20 protein-coding genes and 1 other annotated feature are annotated in these 21541 nt (G+C 50.3%); all 20 genes read right to left on the minus strand.

What is annotated here, in order from left to right:
• Window positions 1–36 precede the first annotated feature (36 nt).
• The gene (rpsJ, locus tag PDUR_RS23470; RefSeq protein WP_006676490.1) at window positions 37–345 is read right to left on the minus strand and encodes a 30S ribosomal protein S10; all 309 of its coding nucleotides are present in this window, start codon (window positions 343–345) and stop codon (window positions 37–39) included.
• 226 nt (window positions 346–571) lie between these two features.
• Window positions 572–1921, minus strand: a complete 1350-nt coding sequence (locus PDUR_RS23475) for a globin-coupled sensor protein (RefSeq protein ID WP_042208398.1) — start codon at window positions 1919–1921, stop codon at window positions 572–574.
• A 281-nt stretch (window positions 1922–2202) separates the two neighbouring features.
• Window positions 2203–3393, minus strand: a complete 1191-nt coding sequence (gene tuf, locus PDUR_RS23480) for an elongation factor Tu (RefSeq protein WP_042208399.1) — start codon at window positions 3391–3393, stop codon at window positions 2203–2205.
• Window positions 3394–3500: 107 nt separating this feature from the next.
• Window positions 3501–5579 (minus strand): elongation factor G, encoded by a 2079-nt coding sequence (gene fusA / locus PDUR_RS23485; RefSeq protein ID WP_025693022.1) that lies wholly within the window; start codon window positions 5577–5579, stop codon window positions 3501–3503.
• A gap of 47 nt (window positions 5580–5626) precedes the next feature.
• Window positions 5627–6097, minus strand: a complete 471-nt coding sequence (rpsG, locus tag PDUR_RS23490) for a 30S ribosomal protein S7 (RefSeq protein WP_025336679.1) — start codon at window positions 6095–6097, stop codon at window positions 5627–5629.
• Between the two features lie 42 nt (window positions 6098–6139).
• Window positions 6140–6559, minus strand: a complete 420-nt coding sequence (gene rpsL, locus PDUR_RS23495) for a 30S ribosomal protein S12 (protein WP_025693021.1) — start codon at window positions 6557–6559, stop codon at window positions 6140–6142.
• A gap of 144 nt (window positions 6560–6703) precedes the next feature.
• Window positions 6704–6952 (minus strand): ribosomal L7Ae/L30e/S12e/Gadd45 family protein, encoded by a 249-nt coding sequence (locus PDUR_RS23500; protein WP_025697592.1) that lies wholly within the window; start codon window positions 6950–6952, stop codon window positions 6704–6706.
• A 173-nt stretch (window positions 6953–7125) separates the two neighbouring features.
• The gene (gene rpoC / locus PDUR_RS23505) at window positions 7126–10740 is read right to left on the minus strand and encodes a DNA-directed RNA polymerase subunit beta' (protein ID WP_042208400.1); all 3615 of its coding nucleotides are present in this window, start codon (window positions 10738–10740) and stop codon (window positions 7126–7128) included.
• Window positions 10741–10944: 204 nt separating this feature from the next.
• Window positions 10945–14490 carry a DNA-directed RNA polymerase subunit beta gene (rpoB, locus tag PDUR_RS23510; RefSeq protein ID WP_042208401.1) on the minus strand — a complete coding sequence of 1182 codons (3546 nt, stop codon included), beginning with the start codon at window positions 14488–14490 and terminating at the stop codon, window positions 10945–10947.
• A gap of 426 nt (window positions 14491–14916) precedes the next feature.
• A complete protein-coding gene (locus tag PDUR_RS23515) occupies window positions 14917–15522 on the minus strand; it encodes a class I SAM-dependent methyltransferase (protein ID WP_042208402.1) in 606 nt (201 codons plus the stop codon).
• 131 nt (window positions 15523–15653) lie between these two features.
• Window positions 15654–16016: a 50S ribosomal protein L7/L12 gene (gene rplL / locus PDUR_RS23520; protein WP_025691670.1), complete on the minus strand. Its 363-nt coding sequence runs from the start codon at window positions 16014–16016 to the stop codon at window positions 15654–15656.
• Between the two features lie 51 nt (window positions 16017–16067).
• Window positions 16068–16571 carry a 50S ribosomal protein L10 gene (gene rplJ / locus PDUR_RS23525; protein ID WP_025691671.1) on the minus strand — a complete coding sequence of 168 codons (504 nt, stop codon included), beginning with the start codon at window positions 16569–16571 and terminating at the stop codon, window positions 16068–16070.
• Between the two features lie 61 nt (window positions 16572–16632).
• Window positions 16633–16783: a sequence feature (ribosomal protein L10 leader region), on the minus strand.
• A 68-nt stretch (window positions 16784–16851) separates the two neighbouring features.
• On the minus strand, window positions 16852–17544 hold the full coding sequence (gene rplA / locus PDUR_RS23530) for a 50S ribosomal protein L1 (protein ID WP_042208403.1): 693 nt from the start codon (window positions 17542–17544) through the stop codon (window positions 16852–16854).
• 84 nt (window positions 17545–17628) lie between these two features.
• Window positions 17629–18054 carry a 50S ribosomal protein L11 gene (gene rplK, locus PDUR_RS23535; protein ID WP_025691673.1) on the minus strand — a complete coding sequence of 142 codons (426 nt, stop codon included), beginning with the start codon at window positions 18052–18054 and terminating at the stop codon, window positions 17629–17631.
• Between the two features lie 70 nt (window positions 18055–18124).
• Window positions 18125–18658 carry a transcription termination/antitermination protein NusG gene (gene nusG / locus PDUR_RS23540; protein WP_025336689.1) on the minus strand — a complete coding sequence of 178 codons (534 nt, stop codon included), beginning with the start codon at window positions 18656–18658 and terminating at the stop codon, window positions 18125–18127.
• Window positions 18659–18679: 21 nt separating this feature from the next.
• Window positions 18680–18871, minus strand: coding sequence for a preprotein translocase subunit SecE (gene secE, locus PDUR_RS23545; RefSeq protein WP_042208404.1), 192 nt, complete (start codon window positions 18869–18871; stop codon window positions 18680–18682).
• Window positions 18872–18892: 21 nt separating this feature from the next.
• Window positions 18893–19042: a 50S ribosomal protein L33 gene (gene rpmG, locus PDUR_RS28355; protein ID WP_081755001.1), complete on the minus strand. Its 150-nt coding sequence runs from the start codon at window positions 19040–19042 to the stop codon at window positions 18893–18895.
• Between the two features lie 396 nt (window positions 19043–19438).
• Window positions 19439–20083 (minus strand): RNA polymerase sporulation sigma factor SigH, encoded by a 645-nt coding sequence (gene sigH, locus PDUR_RS23550; protein ID WP_025691675.1) that lies wholly within the window; start codon window positions 20081–20083, stop codon window positions 19439–19441.
• A 164-nt stretch (window positions 20084–20247) separates the two neighbouring features.
• Entirely contained in the window at window positions 20248–20769 is a 522-nt protein-coding gene (locus PDUR_RS23555) for an NYN domain-containing protein (protein WP_042208406.1), read from the minus strand.
• 2 nt (window positions 20770–20771) lie between these two features.
• Window positions 20772–21536, minus strand: coding sequence for a 23S rRNA (guanosine(2251)-2'-O)-methyltransferase RlmB (gene rlmB / locus PDUR_RS23560; RefSeq protein ID WP_025691677.1), 765 nt, complete (start codon window positions 21534–21536; stop codon window positions 20772–20774).
• Between the last annotated feature and the right edge of the window lie 5 nt (window positions 21537–21541).

Below are 21541 nucleotides of genomic sequence, written 5' to 3' on the forward strand. Positions count from 1 at the left end.
GACACCTCTTTTCTTTTCCTGTTTCTAATAGAAGAATTACAATTTAATTTCGATATCTACACCGGACGGCAGATCCAAGCGCATCAAGGCATCCACAGTTTGTGGCGTTGGATTCACAATGTCGATCAGACGCTTGTGAGTACGCATTTCGAACTGTTCACGGGAATCCTTGTACTTGTGCACCGCACGGAGAATAGTAATAACTTGCTTCTCAGTTGGCAGCGGAATCGGCCCGGAAACACCTGCACCGGAACGTTTTGCTGTTTCAACGATCTTCTCAGCGGATTGATCAAGAATTCTGTGGTCGTATGCTTTCAAGCGGATACGAATTTTTTGCTTTGCCATTTTAGTCCCTCCTTCTATCGCCCAATTTATTATCGGACATACTCCGTGAAAATTTTCTGACCACTGGCTTCATGGCAAAGGAGCCGGGTGTGTCAGTAACCTCTCACATCATCGCAACGTCGCAGAACAACATTTATTATTATATAGAATCTTTCTGCCTATTGCAAGCAAAAAATAAAACAACGCATGATTTTATTCATGCGCCATTTTGTATAGTTTTTTTAGATTATAAATTGGCTGTCGCTGACTTAAAATATTCCGCCGATCCGGCTGTTTGCGCAGTTGTCGAGCCGATTCCTTCTATAATATGGATCAGAGTCTGGATCTCTTTTTCAACCGTTACGATCTCCTGGGTGCTGCTCTGCATCGTGTCCAAGATGTCTGAGAACAGTTGGCTGGTCTCATCCGATTGCTGCTTGCCGCTTTCACTCAGTTCCTGAACTTTTCGGATTTCTTCCACCACCTGTGTGGTCAGAATACCGGATTTGGCCGTTAATTCTCCGATGTGTACAACCGTGCTCTTGGTATCTTCCGCCAACCGGTTGACCTCTTGGGCAACTACGCTGAAGCCTCTTCCATGCTCCCCCGCCCTTGCTGCTTCTATTGTTGCGTTAAGCGATAGTATTTTAGTCTGATCCGCAATTTCCTGGACTGCTCCGACGATCGTCTGAATTTGCTTTGAAAATTGGCTAAGCTCTTTTACCGATTGTTCCATTTCATTCGTTCTTTCAAAAATATGTCCAATCTGTCCGTTCAGTCTGCTTAGCAGCTCACGTCCGTCTTTTGCTTTCTCTTGAGATTCAAGGGCTGAAAAAGCGGTGCGTTGGAATGAATTATTAACTTCGTTGCTGCTTGTAACAAGCTGCTCGATCGCTGCATTTGTATCAATACTGAGATCGACCAATTCGCCGCTGAATTCGGCAATTTTCTGCTTCAACTCACTTTTTACCGTTTCGTATTGCTCTTCTTTTTCTCTGATATTCTCTTTTTCGTAGGCTTCCAGAACGAGCTGCTGTTCCAGATTCAAAAGTTTGGTCAGAGTTTGTACCATTTTTAACCGCTCCGCGTCATTAAAAGCTTCTTTATAGATAACGCCAATAAATACATTTTGCAGATTTTGAAAAGCGGACAAGTACCATTTCGGCTCCAAACCGACCTTCTTATGAATATTTGCGATAACCAGCCGTTTCGTTATGTAACGATTGTCTACACTGCCGTCAAAAATTTCAACGATATGTTCTCGCAGAGTTTGCTTCAACCTATCGATACTGCTGTGCTTAACGATGATCTGTTCCAGCTTACCCACATCAATCACTGAGCTATAAAAATGGTCGGTAATCTCGTCTATATTCCGTACTATCGCAGGCTTCATTCTGCGCAGCAGCTCCAGGTCATCATCAGCCAAGTCTATCATTCTCATCTGCTCATTCAATTCTTCCTGGCCTTGTATCGAATGATGAGATTCTGAACCCGGGGCTCGTTCGCTGGCACGTAGGAAGGAATGAGGTTCATAGGGCGCCACTTTCTTCTTTTGAAAAGATAAACCATGTAAAAAAGCAAACGGACATTTCCCCATACAGATACCCCCATATAATCTAATATTTCTTGATACATATTTCTATTACGGCTTATATTTCTGGCATTATGTCGTTTTGAGTCGAAATTGGTTGAAATATGGTTGTATTTATATCTTCGGCATTTTATGTAATTTGCTGAATACACGAATTAGATTATTTAAATTTTTTATTCTTAATTGATTGTTATCTGGAAAATATATAAAAAAACAAGGACCCTTCATTATGAAGAGTCCTTGCATGTTAGTCCTTATCTTCCTCTTAAAAGAGTAAGAGTCCGAACTTATTTTTGAATTGTAGCTACAGTACCGGCTCCAACTGTACGGCCGCCTTCACGAATGGAGAACTTCGTTCCTTCTTCGATAGCGATCGGGGCGATCAGTTGAACAGTTACTGTAATGTTGTCGCCAGGCATTACCATTTCAGTACCTTCTGGCAGGTTGATGATACCCGTTACGTCAGTTGTACGGAAGTAGAACTGAGGACGGTATCCTGTGAAGAAGGGCTTGTGACGGCCACCCTCTTCTTTAGTCAGGACGTAGATTTGAGCAGTGAACTCAGTGTGCGGCTTAACGGAATTCGGTTTGGCCAACACTTGTCCGCGCTCGATTTGGTTACGGTCAACACCACGGAGCAGAGCGCCAATGTTGTCGCCGGCTTGAGCGGAGTCAAGAAGTTTACGGAACATTTCAACGCCGGTAACGACGGATTTCTTCGTTTCTTCTTGGATACCAACGATTTCAACTTCGTCGCCCACTTTAACTGTTCCGCGGTCTATGCGGCCAGTTGCCACGGTACCGCGGCCAGTGATGGAGAATACGTCCTCGACAGGCATAAGGAAAGGCTTGTCAGTGTCGCGCTCTGGCAGCGGAATGTAAGTATCGATCGTTTCGAACATTTCAACGATCTTGGCAGCCCATTCGCCGTCAGGATTTTGCAGAGCTTCACGAGCAGAACCACGAGTGATTGGAGTGTCATCGCCCGGGAATTCGTATTCGTTCAGCAGGTCGCGAACTTCCATTTCAACCAGTTCCAGAAGCTCTTCGTCTTCAACCATGTCGCATTTGTTCAGGAACACGACGATGTAAGGAACGCCTACTTGGCGGGACAGCAGGATGTGCTCGCGAGTTTGCGGCATTGGGCCGTCAGCTGCGGATACAACCAGGATAGCGCCGTCCATTTGCGCTGCGCCGGTGATCATGTTTTTAACATAGTCGGCGTGTCCAGGGCAGTCTACGTGTGCGTAGTGACGGTTAGGAGTTTCATATTCAACGTGCGCTGTGGAGATGGTGATACCACGTTCGCGCTCTTCCGGAGCTTTGTCGATTTGGTCGAATGCTACAGCGGCACCGCCATATTTTTTGGACAATACAGTTGTGATTGCAGCAGTCAGAGTCGTTTTACCATGGTCGACGTGACCGATAGTACCGATGTTAACGTGCGGTTTAGTACGTTCAAACTTAGCCTTTGCCATTTGAACAGTTCCTCCTTAATATTGGTTCTTATTATTGGAGCCGTCCGATCTTTAGCTGACTCTAAGATGACTGAAATGAACCAATCGGACGGCAAGTAAAACATGGATTACTCTGCGCCTTTATTCTTAGCCACGATCTCGTCCGCAATGGATTTAGGAACTTCTTCGTAGTGGGAGAGTTCCATCGAGAATACGCCGCGGCCTTGTGTACCGGAACGCAGGGTAGTGGAATAACCGAACATTTCGGAAAGAGGCACTTTCGCACGGATAATTTGGGCTCCAGCGCGGGAATCCATACCTTCGATCCGTCCACGGCGGGAGTTCAGCATACCCATAACGTCGCCCATGTATTCCTCAGGCACTGTTACTTCCACTTTCATGATTGGCTCAAGCAGGACAGGCTTACACTTGTCTTTAGCTGCTTTAAGCGCCATCGAGCCGGCAATTTTGAACGCCATTTCGTTGGAGTCGACATCATGGTAAGAACCGTCAACGATGGTTGCTTTGACATCAACGAGCGGGAAGCCGGCGATAACGCCGTTCTTCATTTGCTCTTCAATACCTGCAAGCGCAGGGGCGATGTATTCTCTCGGTACGGAACCGCCGACAACCTTACTTTCAAACTGGCTGCCAGTACCTGCCTCGAGAGGCTCGAATTCAACCCATACGTGACCGTATTGACCACGACCACCGGACTGACGAACGAACTTGCCTTCGACGCGAGCAGGAGCTCTGAACGTTTCGCGGTAAGCAACCTGCGGTTTACCAACATTGGTTTCCACTTTGAATTCACGACGCATACGGTCGATAATGATATCCAAGTGAAGCTCGCCCATACCGGCAAGAATCGTTTGTCCCGTTTCTTCGTCGGTGTGCGCGCGCAGTGTCGGGTCTTCTTCAGTCAGCTTGCCGAGAGCAACGCCCATTTTGTCTTGGTCAGCCTTCGTCTTAGGTTCAACTGCGATCTCGATAACCGGATCCGGGAAGTTCATCGATTCGAGAATAACCGGATTCTTCTCATCACACAGTGTATCACCTGTGCCGGTGTCTTTCAAACCTACAGCTGCAGCGATGTCGCCGGAATATACAATAGAAATTTCCTGACGGCTGTTCGCGTGCATTTGCAGGATACGTCCGATACGCTCACGTTTGCCTTTAGTGGCATTCAGAACATAAGAACCGGATTCCAGAATACCGGAATATACACGGAAGAACGTCAGCTTACCAACATAAGGGTCGGTCATGATTTTAAATGCCAGCGCGGAGAACGGCTCTTCGTCCGAAGAGTGACGCTCGGCTTCCGTACCATCTTCAAGATGACCCTTGATCGATGGAACATCAATCGGAGCCGGCAGGAAGTCGATAACAGCGTCCAGCATCAGCTGAACCCCTTTATTACGGTAAGAAGATCCGCAGATTACCGGGAAAATCTTAACTTCCACTACGCCTTTGCGCAGTGCAGCCTTGATTTCATCAATGGTAATCTCTTCGCCTTCCAGGTACTTCATGGTCAGATCTTCGTCGAGTTCCGCAACTTTCTCAATGAGCTCGTTACGCAACTCTTCGACTTGATCCAGAAATTCGGACGGGATATCCGTCACTTCAATATCACGGCCAAGATCGTCTTTGTACATATGGGCTTTTTGCTCGATCAGGTCGATGATGCCGATAAAGTCATTCTCGGCACCGATCGGCAGCTGAATGGCAACCGCATTTGCTTGCAGACGCTCGCGCATATCCTTAACTACGTTAAGGTAATCCGCACCGATGATATCCATTTTGTTAACATAGGCGATCCGGGGAACGCCATAGCGGTCAGCCTGTCTCCAAACGGTTTCAGACTGAGGCTCAACGCCCTCTTTCGCACTGAAAACGCCTACTGCCCCGTCCAATACACGGAGGGAACGTTCAACTTCTACGGTGAAGTCAACGTGTCCCGGGGTATCGATGATGTTGACCCGGTGACCTTTCCACGCAGCAGTGGTAGCGGCGGAAGTAATCGTAATTCCGCGCTCCTGCTCTTGCTCCATCCAGTCCATCGTTGCCGCACCTTCGTGAACTTCACCGATTTTGTGCGTACGGCCTGTATAGAAAAGAATCCGTTCTGTGGTGGTTGTCTTACCAGCGTCGATGTGCGCCATGATCCCGATATTACGTGTATTTTTCAAGGAGAACTCTCTTGCCATGAATGGGGTCTCCCTTCAAAATTGAAGTTATTTGATTGACCTTGATCCTACCAGCGGTAGTGAGCGAATGCTTTGTTCGCTTCAGCCATTTTGTGCGTGTCTTCACGTTTCTTGACGGAAGCGCCTGTGTTATTGGAAGCATCGATAATCTCAGCCGCCAAACGCTCTTCCATCGTCTTCTCACCGCGGTTGCGGGAGTAGTTCACGAGCCAACGTAATCCCAGGGAAGTACGTCTCTCCGGTTTAACTTCGATCGGCACTTGATAGTTCGCGCCGCCTACACGGCGGGCTTTAACTTCAAGAACCGGCATGATGTTCTTGATGGCTGCTTCAAATACTTCCATTGGGTCTTTCCCCGTACGTTCTTCAATCAACTTGAACGCGTTGTACAGAATACTTTGAGCGACACCTCTTTTACCATCCAGCATTACACGGTTAATCAGACGAGTAACCAGTTTGCTGTTATACACCGGATCCGGCAGTACGTCTCTTTTGGAAACTGGACCTTTGCGTGGCATGGATATCCCCCTTTCATTAGATTGTTCTTATTCGTTCATTTATTATTTCTTAGCTTTCGGACGTTTCGCGCCGTATTTGGAGCGAGATTGCATCCGGTTGTTCACGCCTGCTGTATCCAGCGCGCCGCGAACGATATGGTAACGAACACCCGGAAGGTCTTTAACCCGGCCTCCGCGAATCAGCACCACGCTGTGCTCTTGCAGGTTATGTCCGATACCCGGAATATAAGCTGTCACCTCTACGCGGTTCGTCAAACGAACACGGGCATATTTACGAAGTGCAGAGTTCGGTTTCTTCGGAGTCATAGTACCTACGCGAGTGCACACACCGCGTTTTTGCGGAGCGCTCAAATCCGTAGCCTCACGCTTCAGGGCATTAAAACCTTTTTGCAGTGCAGGCGATTTCGATTTTTCGATCTTGGCTTGACGGCCTTTACGAACCAATTGATTGATAGTTGGCATTGTTGTGCCACCCCCTTCCTCTAATAATGATCTCTTATAAACCGTCTTGCTAAGCCCACAGACCCAGGCGGTTCATAAAAGAACAAATGAAAAGTCTTTGCCACCGGAGTTACTCTCACGACACAAAAACAGTTCTTCACGCTATTATTTTAAGACGGCTGCCATTGCAGCGCCCACTTCGATTCCGCAGGCCTTGCCCAACTGCTGCATCGTATCGACATAAGTCAACTTGACGCCATGCTTATTGCAAAGACTAACGATTCTTGAAGTAAGCCTGGGATCTCCGTCTTCCGCCACATAGACTTCTGCGGCCTGGCCCATCTCCACCGCTTTGACGGTTTGCTTGGTGCCGATCTTGATCTGAGCGTCCCGTAGTCCTCTATCATCAGTCATTACAAAACCCTCCAATGAACAAAGATAACAAGGATACTCACGCACCTTAAACATATTATCACTGCCGCCATACAGTGTCAAGAAAATCTCGAAAAAAATTTCTCTGCAGACTTCCGCGCCGGGCTTAACGAAAGATAGCGCCGGCGCGGATAGTCTAACAGAGAATTCTTGCTTTATTCAGCCGGAACAGTTTCCAAAGCTTCCTCTTCGCTTTGCTCTTCTTCCGGATTGACCAATTTGACATTGCGGTAGCGGTTCATGCCCGTTCCGGCAGGAATCAGCTTACCGATAATAACATTCTCCTTGAGGCCGAGCAGCTGGTCGACCTTGCCTTTGATGGCGGCGTCGGTCAGCACGCGCGTCGTCTCTTGGAACGATGCCGCGGACAAGAAGGAGTCTGTTTCCAACGATGCCTTCGTAATACCGAGCAGTACAGGCTTCGCAACAGCCGGTTCTTTGCCGGACAGGATTACTTCCTTATTCGCAGATTCGTATTCATGGATATCCGCAAAGGAGCCAGGCAGCAGGTTAGTATCACCGGCATCAATGATGCGGATTTTGCGCAGCATCTGTCTAATCATGACCTCAACGTGCTTATCGTTGATTTCTACGCCCTGATTCCGGTATACGCGCTGTACTTCCTGAAGGATATAGTTCTGCACACCACGGATCCCCTTGATGCGCAGCATTTCTTTCGGATCGATGGAACCGTCGGTCAGTTCGTCACCGGCCTCGACCTCATCTCCTTCGCTTACGCGCAGGCGTGATCCGTAGGTAATCGAGTAGACTTTCGATTCCGCTTCACCCTGAACCTCGATTTCGCGGCGGTCTTTCGCTTCGCGAATCTCCTTCACGACGCCGTCGATTTCACTGATGGTCGCTTGGCCTTTCGGGTTACGCGCCTCAAACAGCTCCTGGATACGCGGAAGACCTTGCGTGATATCGTCGCCCGCAACGCCCCCGGTATGGAACGTACGCATAGTAAGCTGCGTTCCCGGTTCACCGATGGATTGTGCGGCGATAATGCCGACGGCTTCGCCGATCTCGACGTGCTTGCCGGTAGCCAGGTTGCGTCCGTAGCACTTCTTGCAGACGCCGTGACGGGCGCGGCAGCTCAGTACGGAGCGGATTTGCAGCTTGCCTACGCCGGCTTTGACGATCTCCTCCGCTTTATCGGAATCAATCAGATCATTACGGTGCACAATGATTGCGCCTGTTTCCGGATGGCGGACGGTCTCGAAGCAGTAGCGGCCTTCAATACGGTCATACAGGTCCTCGATAACCTCTTTGCCATCCTGGATACGGCTGACGGTAAAGCCTTTGTCGGTGCCGCAATCTTCCTCGCGGACGATTACGTCCTGGGCCACGTCGACAAGACGGCGTGTCAGGTAACCGGAGTCGGCGGTACGAAGCGCCGTATCCGCCAGACCTTTCCGCGCGCCGTGAGTAGAGATAAAGTACTCAAGGACGGTCAGGCCTTCGCGGAAGTTCGCTTTGATCGGCAGTTCGAAAATGCGTCCCGACGGCGTCGCCATCAGTCCGCGCATCCCGCCAAGCTGGGTAATCTGCGATTTGTTACCCCGTGCTTTGGAATCCACCATCAGCATGATGGAATTGAAACGGTCCATGGATTTCATGAGCACGTTGGTCAGATCGTCCTTCGTCTTGGACCAAATTTCAATGACGCGGTCATACCGCTCTTCATTGGTAATAAGACCGCGGCGGTATTGCTTGGCGACAACATCGACCTTCTCTTCGGACTCTTTCAGAATGACCTTCTTCTCTTCCGGTACGATAACGTCCGATACGGCGATCGTTACGCCCGCACGGGTAGAGTAGGTAAAGCCAAGCTGCTTGATTTTATCCAGAATGACCGATGTTTTGGTCGTATGATAAATTTCGAAACAGCGGGCGATAATCGAGCCCAGATATTCTTTGCCGACAGCACCCGCAATCGGAACCGCGTCAAGCAGTTCGCGGATGTTGGCACCTTTTTCATAGATGAAATATCTCTCCGGCGTACCCTGCAACAGATTATCACGTGTCGCTTCGTTGATGTAAGGGAAGCTTGCCGGGAAAATCTCATTGAAAATAATTTTGCCGACCGTTGTGATCAGCATGGCGTTCTGCTGCTTCTCGGTGAAGCTGGTCTTGTTAAGCGCCTTGACCGGAATGGCTACACGCGCATGAAGACCGGCAGTTCCGCGCTGGTAAGCGGAAACCGCTTCGTTCACGGTACGGAGAATCATCCCGCTGCCCTTTTCTTCCTTGTTGTCCATGGTCAGATAGAAGGAACCGAGAACCATATCCTGGGAAGGGGTAACGACCGGCTTGCCGTCCTTCGGGTTCAAAATGTTGCCGGACGCCAGCATCAGAATGCGGGCTTCCGCCTGTGCTTCCGCGGAAAGCGGAACGTGCACGGCCATTTGGTCACCGTCAAAGTCAGCGTTGTACGCTGTACATACGAGCGGATGAAGACGAATGGCATGGCCTTCCACCAGAATCGGTTCAAACGCTTGGATACCGAGACGGTGAAGCGTGGGGGCACGGTTCAGCAAAACCGGGTGCTCCTTGATGACTTCTTCAAGCACATCCCATACTTCCGGGCTTACGCGCTCGACTTTGCGTTTCGCGCTCTTAATGTTATGGGCAAGGCCTTTGTTAACCAGTTCTTTCATCACGAACGGCTTAAATAGCTCAAGCGCCATTTTCTTAGGCAGGCCGCATTGGTACATTTTCAAGTAAGGACCTACGACGATAACGGAACGGCCGGAATAGTCGACCCGTTTACCGAGCAGATTCTGACGGAAACGGCCCTGCTTACCTTTCAGCATATGGCTGAGCGATTTCAACGGACGGTTGCCTGGACCCGTTACCGGGCGGCCGCGGCGGCCGTTATCGATCAGAGCATCAACGGCTTCCTGAAGCATCCGTTTTTCGTTCTGCACGATAATATCCGGAGCGCCAAGATCAAGCAGTCTCTTCAGACGGTTGTTGCGGTTGATCACGCGGCGGTACAGGTCGTTCAGGTCGGACGTTGCGAAACGTCCGCCATCTAGTTGCACCATCGGACGCAGTTCCGGCGGAATAACCGGGAGAACGTCCATGATCATCCAATCAGGCTTGTTGCCGGAGTTGCGGAAAGCTTCGATCACTTCAAGGCGCTTGATCGCACGGTTGCGGCGTTGGCCTTGAGCGGTGCGCAACTCTTCCTTAAGGAATTCCAGCTCTTTTTCGATATCAAGATCCTGAAGCAGCTTCTTGACTGCTTCCGCACCCATGCTCGCCTGGAAGCCGTAACCGTACTTCTCGCGGTAGCTGCGGTATTCCTTCTCGGACAGAAGCTGTTTCTTCTCCAGAGGCGTATCGCCGGGATCGGTTACGACATAAGATGCGAAGTAGATAATCTCTTCCAGCGATCTCGGAGACATGTCAAGCGCGAGACCCATGCGGCTCGGAATGCCTTTGAAATACCAGATATGAGAAACTGGAGCGGCTAGCTCAATATGGCCCATACGCTCGCGGCGCACTTTGGCACGTGTGACTTCGACGCCGCAGCGGTCGCAGACTACGCCTTTATAACGGACGCGTTTGTATTTGCCGCAATGACACTCCCAGTCTTTTTGCGGTCCGAAGATCCGTTCGCAGAAAAGACCCTCTTTTTCCGGCTTGAGTGTGCGATAGTTGATGGTTTCCGGTTTCTTAACCTCTCCGCGGGACCAAGAACGAATCTTCTCCGGGGAAGCCAGCCCGATTTTCATGAATTCAAAATTGTTTACGTCCAACAAGGAGCAACCCTCCTTAACCTGATCCTGATTTGGTGCCGCCGTTCCTCTCCCGACTCCTTGCAGCGGGAGAAGCTGCGGTCATACAGCGGAAGGCCACCCCGGGGAAGGATGGCGCTGCCGCTTTATTGTTATCCTCACCAGTGGAGCGGCACCGCATAGCACTTGAAATAAACTCTGAGAGCCGCTTCACTTTATGGGGAAAATTTATTCCACTCCGACTTCCGCACCTTCCAGATTGAGGCTCAGCTTGTCGCTTGAAGTCTCATCCTCGTCGTCCAACTCTTTCATTTCGATCTCCTGCTCGTCGCCGCTCAGGATTTTGACGTCCATACCGAGAGACTGAAGCTCTTTGATCAATACTTTGAAGGACTCAGGAACGCCCGGCTCCGGCACATTCTCGCCTTTGACAATGGACTCGTATGTCTTCACCCGTCCGACAACGTCATCGGATTTAACAGTCAGAATCTCTTGCAGCGTATAGGCGGCGCCGTATGCTTCAAGCGCCCACACTTCCATCTCACCGAAGCGCTGTCCGCCGAATTGGGCTTTACCGCCGAGCGGCTGCTGCGTAACGAGCGAGTATGGTCCAGTGGAACGGGCATGGATTTTATCGTCGACCATGTGCGCCAGCTTGATCATGTGCATGACGCCGACCGTAACTTCACGTTCAAAACGTTCGCCCGTCCGTCCGTCGTACAGAATGGTCTTACCGTTACGCTGCATGCCGGCTTCTTCCATCGTGTCGAACACGTCATACTCACGCGCTCCATCGAATACCGGCGTTGCGACGTGGATGCCCAGACGCATGGCGGCGAACCCGATGTGAACCTCAAGCACCTGCCCAATGTTCATCCGAGAAGGAACGCCCAGCGGGTTGAGCACAACCTGCACCGGTGTTCCGTCCGGCAGGAACGGCATATCTTCTTCAGGCAGAATCCGGGCTACGACACCCTTGTTGCCGTGACGTCCGGCCATTTTGTCGCCCTCGGAGATTTTACGTTTCTGGGCGATATAGACACGAACCAACTGATTGACGCCAGGAGGCAGCTCGTCGCCGTTCTCACGAGTAAACACCTTGACATCGACGATAATGCCGTCACTTCCGTGAGGCACGCGCAGGGAAGTATCGCGCACTTCGCGGGCTTTCTCGCCGAAGATGGCGTGCAGCAGGCGTTCTTCCGCCGTCAATTCCGTCACGCCTTTTGGCGTAACCTTGCCGACGAGAATATCGCCCGCGCTGATTTCCGCACCGATGCGGATAATTCCGCGTTCATCCAGATTGCGAAGGGCTTCTTCACCCACGTTCGGAATGTCACGTGTAATCTCTTCCGGTCCGAGCTTCGTATCCCGCGCTTCGGATTCGTATTCCTCGATATGGATCGAAGTGTATACATCCTCTTTCACAAGCTTCTCGCTCAGCAGGATGGCATCCTCGTAGTTGTAGCCTTCCCAAGTCATGAACGCTACGACTACGTTGCGGCCGAGCGCCAATTCGCCCATTTCCGTGGAAGGACCGTCCGCCAGGATGTCACCTTTCTTGACGACATCGCCTCTCTTGGCAAGAGGACGCTGGTTAATGCAGGTACCTTGGTTCGAACGCATGAATTTGTGTAATTTATATTTAACGATGTCGCCTTTAACTTCTTTGCCGTCGACGGACTCAACACGCCGCAGCCAGATTTCATTGGCCGATGAGCGTTCGATGATGCCGTCATATTTGGAAACGATACATACGCCCGAATCTTTAGCCGATTTATGCTCCATTCCCGTGCCGACCAGCGGCGCCTTCGGAATGAGCAGCGGAACGGCCTGACGTTGCATGTTGGAACCCATCAGAGCGCGGTTGGAGTCATCATTCTCAAGGAACGGAATGAGCGCCGTCGCGACGGATACAACCTGTTTTGGCGAAACGTCCATATAATCCACGCGGTTACTCGGCATTGTCGTGATGTTGTCGGACAGCTTGTTATAACGAACGATAACCATCTCGTCCCTGAACGCCCCATCCTCCGTCAACTCGGCATTCGCCTGAGCAACTACATAATTATCTTCTTCGTCTGCCGTAAGATAATCGATTTGTTCCGTAACTTTACCCGTCTTCGGATCGACCCAACGGTACGGCGCTTCAATAAAGCCGTATTCGTTAATGCGAGCGAACGTCGACAAGGAGTTGATCAGACCAATATTCGGACCTTCCGGGGTCTCAATAGGACACATCCGGCCGTAGTGACTGTGATGGACGTCGCGGACCTCAAAGCCCGCGCGCTCACGCGTCAGACCGCCTGGACCGAGCGCGGACAGACGGCGTTTATGCGTCAACTCCGCAAGCGGGTTTGTCTGGTCCATAAACTGCGACAGCTGGGAGCTTCCGAAGAACTCCTTGATCGACGCGATAACCGGACGGATATTAATCAGCGCCTGAGGTGTGATCGCATTCGCGTCTTGAATTGACATTCTCTCCCGCACTACACGTTCCATCCGGGAAAGACCGATACGGAACTGGTTCTGCAGAAGCTCGCCCACGGAACGCAGGCGGCGGTTACCCAAGTGGTCGATATCGTCGGTATTGCCGATTCCGTGCAGCAGATTAATAAAGTAGCTGATCGAGGAAATAATATCAGCCTGGGTAATATGCTTCACAGACTTGTCGATATTGCCGTTAGCGATCAGTTTGATCACTCGTCCTTCTTCGATTGGAGAGAATACCTCCACCGTTTGAAGAGGAATGTCTTCACTGTCAAGAACGCCGCCGCTTACGCGGTAGGTCTTGGCAGCCATACTTTTCTCGAAATACGGCAGCAGTTCGTCCAGCAAACGACGGTCAACCATCTGACCGGTCTCGGCCAGGATTTCGCCGGTCGATTCGTCCACCAAAGGCTGAGCCAACCGCTGGTTAAAGAGACGGTTCTTGATGTGCAGCTTCTTATTGATTTTGTAACGGCCCACATTTGCCAGGTCGTAACGCTTAGGGTCGAAGAAACGCGCTACGAGCAAACTCTTGGCGTTATCAAGGGTCGGCGGCTCGCCCGGACGAAGACGTTCGTAAATTTCGATAAGCGCCTTCTCCGTGGAGTCCGTGTTGTCCTTGTCAAGGGTATTGCGAATATATTCATCATTGCCAAGCAGTTCCAGAATTTCGGCGTCGCTGCCGAATCCGAGAGCACGCAGCAGCACGGTAACCGGAATTTTGCGGGTGCGGTCGATCCGGACATACATGATGTCCTTCGCGTCGGTCTCCAGCTCCAGCCAGGCTCCACGGTTCGGAATAACTGTGGCCGTGTAGGTTTTTTTGCCGTTCTTATCCACTTTAGTGCTAAAGTAGACGCTAGGAGAGCGAACCAACTGGCTGACAATAACCCGTTCCGCACCGTTAATAATAAACGTGCCGGTCTCCGTCATCAGCGGGAAATCCCCCATGAACACTTCCTGTTCCTTGACCTCGCCGGTCTCCTTGTTGATGAGCCGTACCTTGACCCGAAGAGGCGCCGCATAAGTCACGTCACGCTCTTTGGCGTCGTCCACCGTATATTTCGGTTCGCCCAAGCTGTAATCAATGAACTCCAGCACCAAATTGCCTGTGAAATCCTGGATCGGCGAGATGTCCTGGAACATTTCACGCAATCCTTCCTCCAAAAACCAATCATATGATTTTTGTTGGATCTCAATCAGGTTCGGGACCTCGAGTACCTCGTTAATTCTCGCATAGCTTCGCCGAGTGCGTCGACCATACTGAACAAGATGTCCTGCCAACTTTACTCACCCCTCATGTCTACTCACTTAAAAATTGATTGCGAACCCCTGTTTGTAACCGTATAATGGAACCATGCAACAGAGATTCATCCCCCCAAATAAAGAAAAGCCCTTATCGAAATCTTTCGAAAAAAGAGCGCATTTCTTCACGGGCGGTATTACTCCATAATCAGTAGATTTGCCCAAAACGTACATATTATACGTTAACCAGCGTGTGTTTATGCGTTCCGGCCCTTATCAGCCCTCTCCTCAGAGAAAAACGGCTGTTAATAGGCGTTTGCGCGCAAACTTGCCCTCGGCATGCGCCTGCCGTTGACAATGTTGACGCTTGACATTTCAGCAAACTAAAGACATGGAGCCTAGCTTAATACTGACATTTTATAATAATACCACTACCAACATCCCATGTCAATAATGTCAGCCTATTTACTTTGTGATTTTTTCAGCTTTTAAAATACGGTATCCTTTGTCTTTGCCAATCTCCCGCACTTCACCGAACAGACTCTCGAGCTTCGACGCCGCCGATGGCGCGCCCTGCTTCTTCTGAATAACGACCCAGAGTGCTCCGTTTTCATTCAAATGCTCATAGGCTTCCTCAAAAATACGATGGACCACCGATTTCCCAGCACGAATGGGAGGATTGGTTAGAATAATATCAAAGGTCTGTCCAGCTACTGCAGCCAGCACATCGCTTTCCATGATCTTCACATTTGAAATTCCATTCAGTTTCGCATTTTCGCGGGCCAGCTCAACTGCCCGGCTGTTAATATCAAGCATCGTCACGATGCCTCCTGGAGCCAGGCGCGCCGCCGCAAGACCAATCGGCCCATAGCCGCAGCCCACATCAAGCACCGCGGAGCCGTCCGGAATTTCCATGGCTTCAATCAGCGCCCGGCTCCCATAATCCATATCTCCTTTGGAGAATACGCCGGCATCGCTTGTAAATCGATAACTCGTGCCCCGGAGCACTGCGTTAATAACGCGTCTGTCGTGACGGGCTTCCGGCTGCTGCGAGTAATAATGCTGGGACATACCCATTCCTCCCTCTTCTGGACTGCTCAGTAAATCCTTAGGTCCTTTGCATACAGCAAACCCCTTGAACATGTTCAAGGGGCTGCAATGAATGGGAGGAATCACTTCGCTCCCAAGGATGATGCTTACAATTACTTCACTTCTACAGCTGCGCCTGCTTCTTCCAGCTTTGCTTTGACAGCATCTGCGTCTTCTTTGCTTACTTTTTCTTTGATCGGCTTCGGAGCGTTGTCTACCAAGTCCTTGGCTTCTTTCAGACCCAGGCCAGTGATTTCGCGAACAACTTTGATTACGTTGATCTTGGAACCGCCAGCGCTTGTCAGGATTACGTCGAATTCAGTTTGCTCTGCTTCAGCAGCTACTGCTGCGCCGCCAGCAACTGCTACAGGAGCTGCTGCAGTTACGCCGAATTCTTCTTCGATTGCTTTAACCAGTTCGTTCAGTTCCAGTACGCTCATGCCTTTGATTTCTTCCAAGATTGCTTCTTTACTCATGATTAAACCTCCAATTATATTGATATTTTTATATTGAAATTCTGGTTTGTGTTACGCGCTTTGCTCTTCTTTGTCGGCGACAGCTTTGACTGCCAGCGCGAAGTTGCGCATCGGTGCCTGAAGAACGCTAAGCAGCATGGACAGCAGTCCTTCGCGGGAAGGAAGTTCTGCCAGCGCTTTGATTTGATCCGCGCCGATTACTTTACCTTCCACAACGCCGCCTTTCAGTTTCAAAGCGTCGTTCTTTTTGGCAAAATCGTTCAAAATTTTGGCCGGTGCTACTGCATCATTCGCACTGAAGGCGATAGCGGTAGGACCTGTCAGAACTTCATCCAGCTCGGTCAGCTCAGCCGCAGCGGTTGCGCGGCGAAGCAGTGTGTTCTTAAGAACTTGGAATTCAACGCCCGCTTCGCGAAGCTGCTTGCGCAGTTCGGTTACTTGGGAAACGTTCAATCCGCGGTAGTCCGCAACAACAGTCGTGATGCTGTTTTGCAGTTTGCCGGTAACGACATCAACCGCTTCCTGTTTAGCTTCAATTACTTTAGCATTTGCCAATGATTACACCTCCTGATAATTTATACGGCTCGCTTATAACGAAAAGCTCCGCCGATCCTACGCAGGCATTAGAAAAGCCTCCGCAGATTCACGAAGGCTTGATAAAACGATAGGTATACGGCAGGACCGTTTCCTTTGTTTCTATCATAACACCTCGGTAGGAAATTAAGCCTTGCGGCACCTACTGTCTACGGCAAGCATATTCAAAGTCAAGTAGAAGACCCTAACTCATCACAACTGTTATAGATTAACAAAGATTGTCCCGAGAGTCAATCCTGAATTATCTGTAAGCAGCCGTGCTTACACGAGCGCTTGGTCCCATAGTCGAAGATACGGCGATGCCTTTGAGGTATACCCCTTTGGCTGCAGCCGGTTTCGCACGGTTCAACGCATCGATAAGTGCTTTAAGGTTCTCGTTCAGTTGAGCAGCATCAAAAGACACTTTGCCGATCGGCGCATGAATTTGACCCGCTTTGTCCAGACGGTACTCGATTTTACCGGCTTTGATTTCTTGAACAGCCTTGGCAACATCGAATGTAACCGTGCCGGCTTTAGGGTTAGGCATAAGGCCTTTACCACCGAGCAGACGGCCCAGTTTACCGACTTCACTCATCATATCAGGTGTAGCTACGCAGACATCGAATTCGAACCAGCCTTGTTGGATTTTGTTGATCATATCTTGATCGCCAACAAAATCAGCGCCAGCCGCTTCCGCTTCCTTCGCTTTGTCACCTTTCGCAAATACAAGCACGCGCTGGGTTTTGCCTGTGCCATGAGGCAGGACAACAACGCCGCGAACGGCTTGGTCTTGTTTACGAGGGTCTACGCCCAGACGGACAGCCGCTTCAACGGTTTCGTCGAATTTGGCAGTTGCCGCCTTCTTCACAAGCTCAACAGCTTCCGCAGGCTCGTAAGTCGCTTCGCTGTCAATCAGCTTAACAGCTTCCAGGTATTTCTTACCATGTTTAGCCATGAAAATGTTCCTCCTTTGTGGTATTAGCGGAATATCCTCCCACATAATGCGGTCCCCAGGAGACCGGTCTGCACGAAGTCGAAATTAGTCTTCGATCGTGATGCCCATACTGCGGGCAGTTCCCTCAACCATACGCATAGCCGCTTCCACGGATGCAGCGTTCAGATCGGGCATTTTTTGCTCGGCGATTTCACGCACTGCGGCGCGGTTCAGCTTTGCAACTTTTTTCTTGTTCGGTTCGCCGGAGCCTTTTTCTACTTTCGCAGCGATGCGGAGCAGAACAGCAGCCGGAGGAGTTTTGGTGATGAAAGTAAAGGAACGATCCTCGAATACCGTGATTTCAACCGGGATAATCAGACCGGCTTGGTCGGCGGTACGGGCGTTGAATTCCTTACAGAATGCCATGATGTTGACACCTGCTTGACCAAGCGCCGGACCTACCGGAGGCGCAGGGTTCGCTTTCCCTGCAGGAATCTGCAGTTTCACCATCTTGATAACTTTTTTAGCCATGAGTGACACCTCCTTGACTTAAATACTGGACTTCGAACGGCAAGCCGTCCGTTCACAAGAAACCCTTGTGTTATATTTTCTCCACTTGAGTGAAATCCAACTCCAGCGGGGTTTCTCTTCCAAACATGTTCACATGAACCTTGATCTTGCTCTTGTCAGCCAAAATTTCTTCCACGGAGCCCACAAAATTCGCAAAAGGACCAACCATAATGCGTACGGATTCCTTGATTTCGAAATCGATCTTCGGTTTCGGCTCAACCATGCCCATATGCTTCAGAATTTGCTCAACCTCTTCCGGAAGCAATGCGGTTGGTTTGGAACCCGAACCCGTCGAACCTACGAATCCCGTAACGCCCGGCGTGTTGCGGACAACATACCAGGAATCATCCGTCTGAATCATTTCGACCAAAACATAACCGGGGTAAACTTTACGCATGACGGCCTTCTTCTTGCCATCCTTGTTTACCACTTCTTCTTCCATAGGAACAAGAACGCGGAATATTTTGTCTTCCATGCCCATGGACTCAACGCGCTTTTCCAAATTGGCTTTGACCTTGTTCTCATACCCAGAGTAGGTATGAACGACGTACCATCTTTTTTCCATATCAAGCCACCTAGGACCTCTCTAAATAATCGATTCGATCACAAAGGAAATACCGATGTCCAGAACCCAGAAATAAAGCGCGACAACTACGATTGTACCTAGAACGATCAATGTATAGTTGGTTAGTTCTTTACGATTGGGCCATCGAACCTTCTTAAGTTCAGTCCAGCTCTCAGTGAAAAAGGAAAACAAAGACTTGAAACTGCGTTTCACGCCGACTACACCTCCAACAAACTATCTAGTTTCGCGATGAGGAGTTTGCGCGTTGCAAAACTTGCAAAACTTCTTCAACTCCATGCGGTCGGGATGATTACGCTTGTTTTTGGTCGTCGCGTAGTTTCTTTGTTTGCAACTTGTACAAGCCAAAGTGATAATTACCCGCATGCTGTGCACCTCCCGAAACGTTCTCTCGATTCGCAGAACCGAAAGACGCAAAAATTGATCCCATGAAAAAAACGGCTGACCGCTCTTTTCGTGGATGGCATCTCTTTTTCAAAATATAATCAAAGCTCCAGCCAAAAGCCTGTGGCTTTGTTTATATCCAAAAAAAGCCGCGAATTTGGGCCTACCTAAAACACTTTATCATAACGCCAAGCCCAATGTCAACGAAAATCTGAAACAACTTGTCCAAGCGTGTCCGCATTCCTTATTCTCCAGCTTTCACTTGTATCCGCCGGTCTGACATCTAGTATTATATATTTCCTCCATAGTTAAACCATCCGACAGTTCTCCAATTAAAAAAAGACTCGTATACGAGCCTTTCCGGTTCATATTATATCACTAATTGTCACGCACTTCCAGATATCTTTCCAGTTTCCGCTTTACCCGCTGCAGAGCGTTGTCAATCGACTTCACATGCCGCTTCAAATCTTCGGCGATTTCCTGATAGGATCGTCCATCGAGATAGAGCATCAGCACTTTACGTTCTAAATCGCTGAGAATTTCGGCCATCTTGTCCTCAAGTCCGATGAATTCCTCCTGATTGATAATCAGTTCCTCGGGGTCCAGCACCTGCGAGCCGCAAATGACGTCCATCAGAGTTCGATCCGAATCCTCGTCATAAATCGGCTTGTCCAAAGAGACGTAGGAATTAAGCGGAATATGCTTCTGGCGTGTGGCCGTCTTGATGGCTGTAATGATCTGCCGGGTAATACACAGCTCGGCAAAAGCCTTGAACGAAGACAACTTGTCGCCCTTAAAATCACGAATCGCCTTATAAAGGCCGATCATGCCTTCCTGAACAATATCCTCGCGATCCGCTCCGATCAGAAAATAGGACCGGGCCTTCGCGCGCACAAAATTGCGGTATTTGTTGATCAGATGTTCCAACGCGCCACCGTCCCCGCTTCGAAAAGCTTCGACGATGTCTTCATCGCTTATGAATTCATACTCGGAAAGCACTAGTTCCTTGAGGTCGACACTCACCAAGAATCCCCCCGGCTGCAACGCAGGACGCATCGTTACTTCGTGAAATATACGAACAGTATATATTACGTTACCTTACACCGTCAACAACCGTTTAACCAAGTATTGATCATCAATAACATAAAATTACAGTTTTCCGGAGCTTCTCTAACATGTCCGGATACTTATTGTCTTCGCCAATCTTCCAGCCGGCTGCGCACTTCGGGCGGCAGCTTGTCCTCAAGAGTGTGCCGGGAGGAGCGGGTGTTTCGCGGTTCGATTGTCTTTTTGACTTCCCGCTGCATCTCTTCCACTTCCAGCCGAAGCTCCCTGGCCGAAACGCGCAGCGCTCCCTGCGCAAAAATAACATGCTGCTCGGTAGAATCGCTGGTGGCCACATAAATCTGCCGGCGGCGGTGGCTGTACTCTCCGACCAGCCGCTCGATGCACTCATCGGCTGTTTCTTTTTCCTTCGTGAAATAGACTTGAACTTTGCCCTGGACAAAAGAACGGCCGAGGCCCGGCACACGATAGGCGTCGAACACGGCGATGACGCGCCGCCCGGAATAGGCCTGATAATCGGCAAGCAGATCGAGCAGCCGGTCACGCGCTTCCTGCATGCCGGTCTGGGAAAGCGCGGCGAGCTCCGGCCAGCCGCCGATCATATTATATCCGTCCACCAGCAACACATCGCGCAGGTCTCTCATCGCTATTCCGGTCTGCGACGGCGCCGCAGCACCTCGTACATAATGACGCCCGCCGCTACGGAAGCATTAAGTGAGTTGATTCTACCAACCATCGGAAGCTTCAGCAGCATATCGCATTTTTCGCGGATCAGCCGGCCCATACCCTTGCTCTCGTTCCCAATCACTACCGCAACCGGACCGGTAAAGATATCGGAGCCGAACAAATCCTGATCCGTATCGACATCCGTTCCGACAACCCAAATACCAAGCTCTTTGAGCCGGTCGATTGTCTGCCCCAGATTTGTTACCCGCGCAACGGGCACATATTCCACCGCACCGGCGGAAGTCCTCGATACCGTGGCTGTTATTTGCGCAGAACGCCGCTTAGGCACTATTACACCATGCACCCCGGTGCAATCGGCGCTGCGGAGGATTGAACCAAGGTTATGCGGATCTTCTATTTCATCCAGAAGCAATAGGAACGGAGGCTCCCCCTTAGCTTCGGCGGCGGCCAACAGATCCTCGACTTCCGCGTAGGCGTAAGGAGCGGCCTGGGCAACCACTCCCTGATGCTGCAATCCGGGAGCGAGCTGATCCAGCTTGCGTTTATCCACATGCTGGATAATGACGCCCGCCTGACGGGCCTCGGCCACGATGGGAGCCGTCAGCGCTTTTTGCGCGTTCTCCGCGATCCATATTTTATTAAGAGTCCGGCCTGCGCGCAGCGCTTCAAGCACTGAATGCTTGCCGGCCAATATTTCTTCGGTCTTATCGTAATCTTCAACCATAGTTG

The sequence above is a fragment of the Paenibacillus durus genome (assembly GCF_000756615.1).
Taxonomy (GTDB): domain Bacteria; phylum Bacillota; class Bacilli; order Paenibacillales; family Paenibacillaceae; genus Paenibacillus_AQ; species Paenibacillus_AQ durus.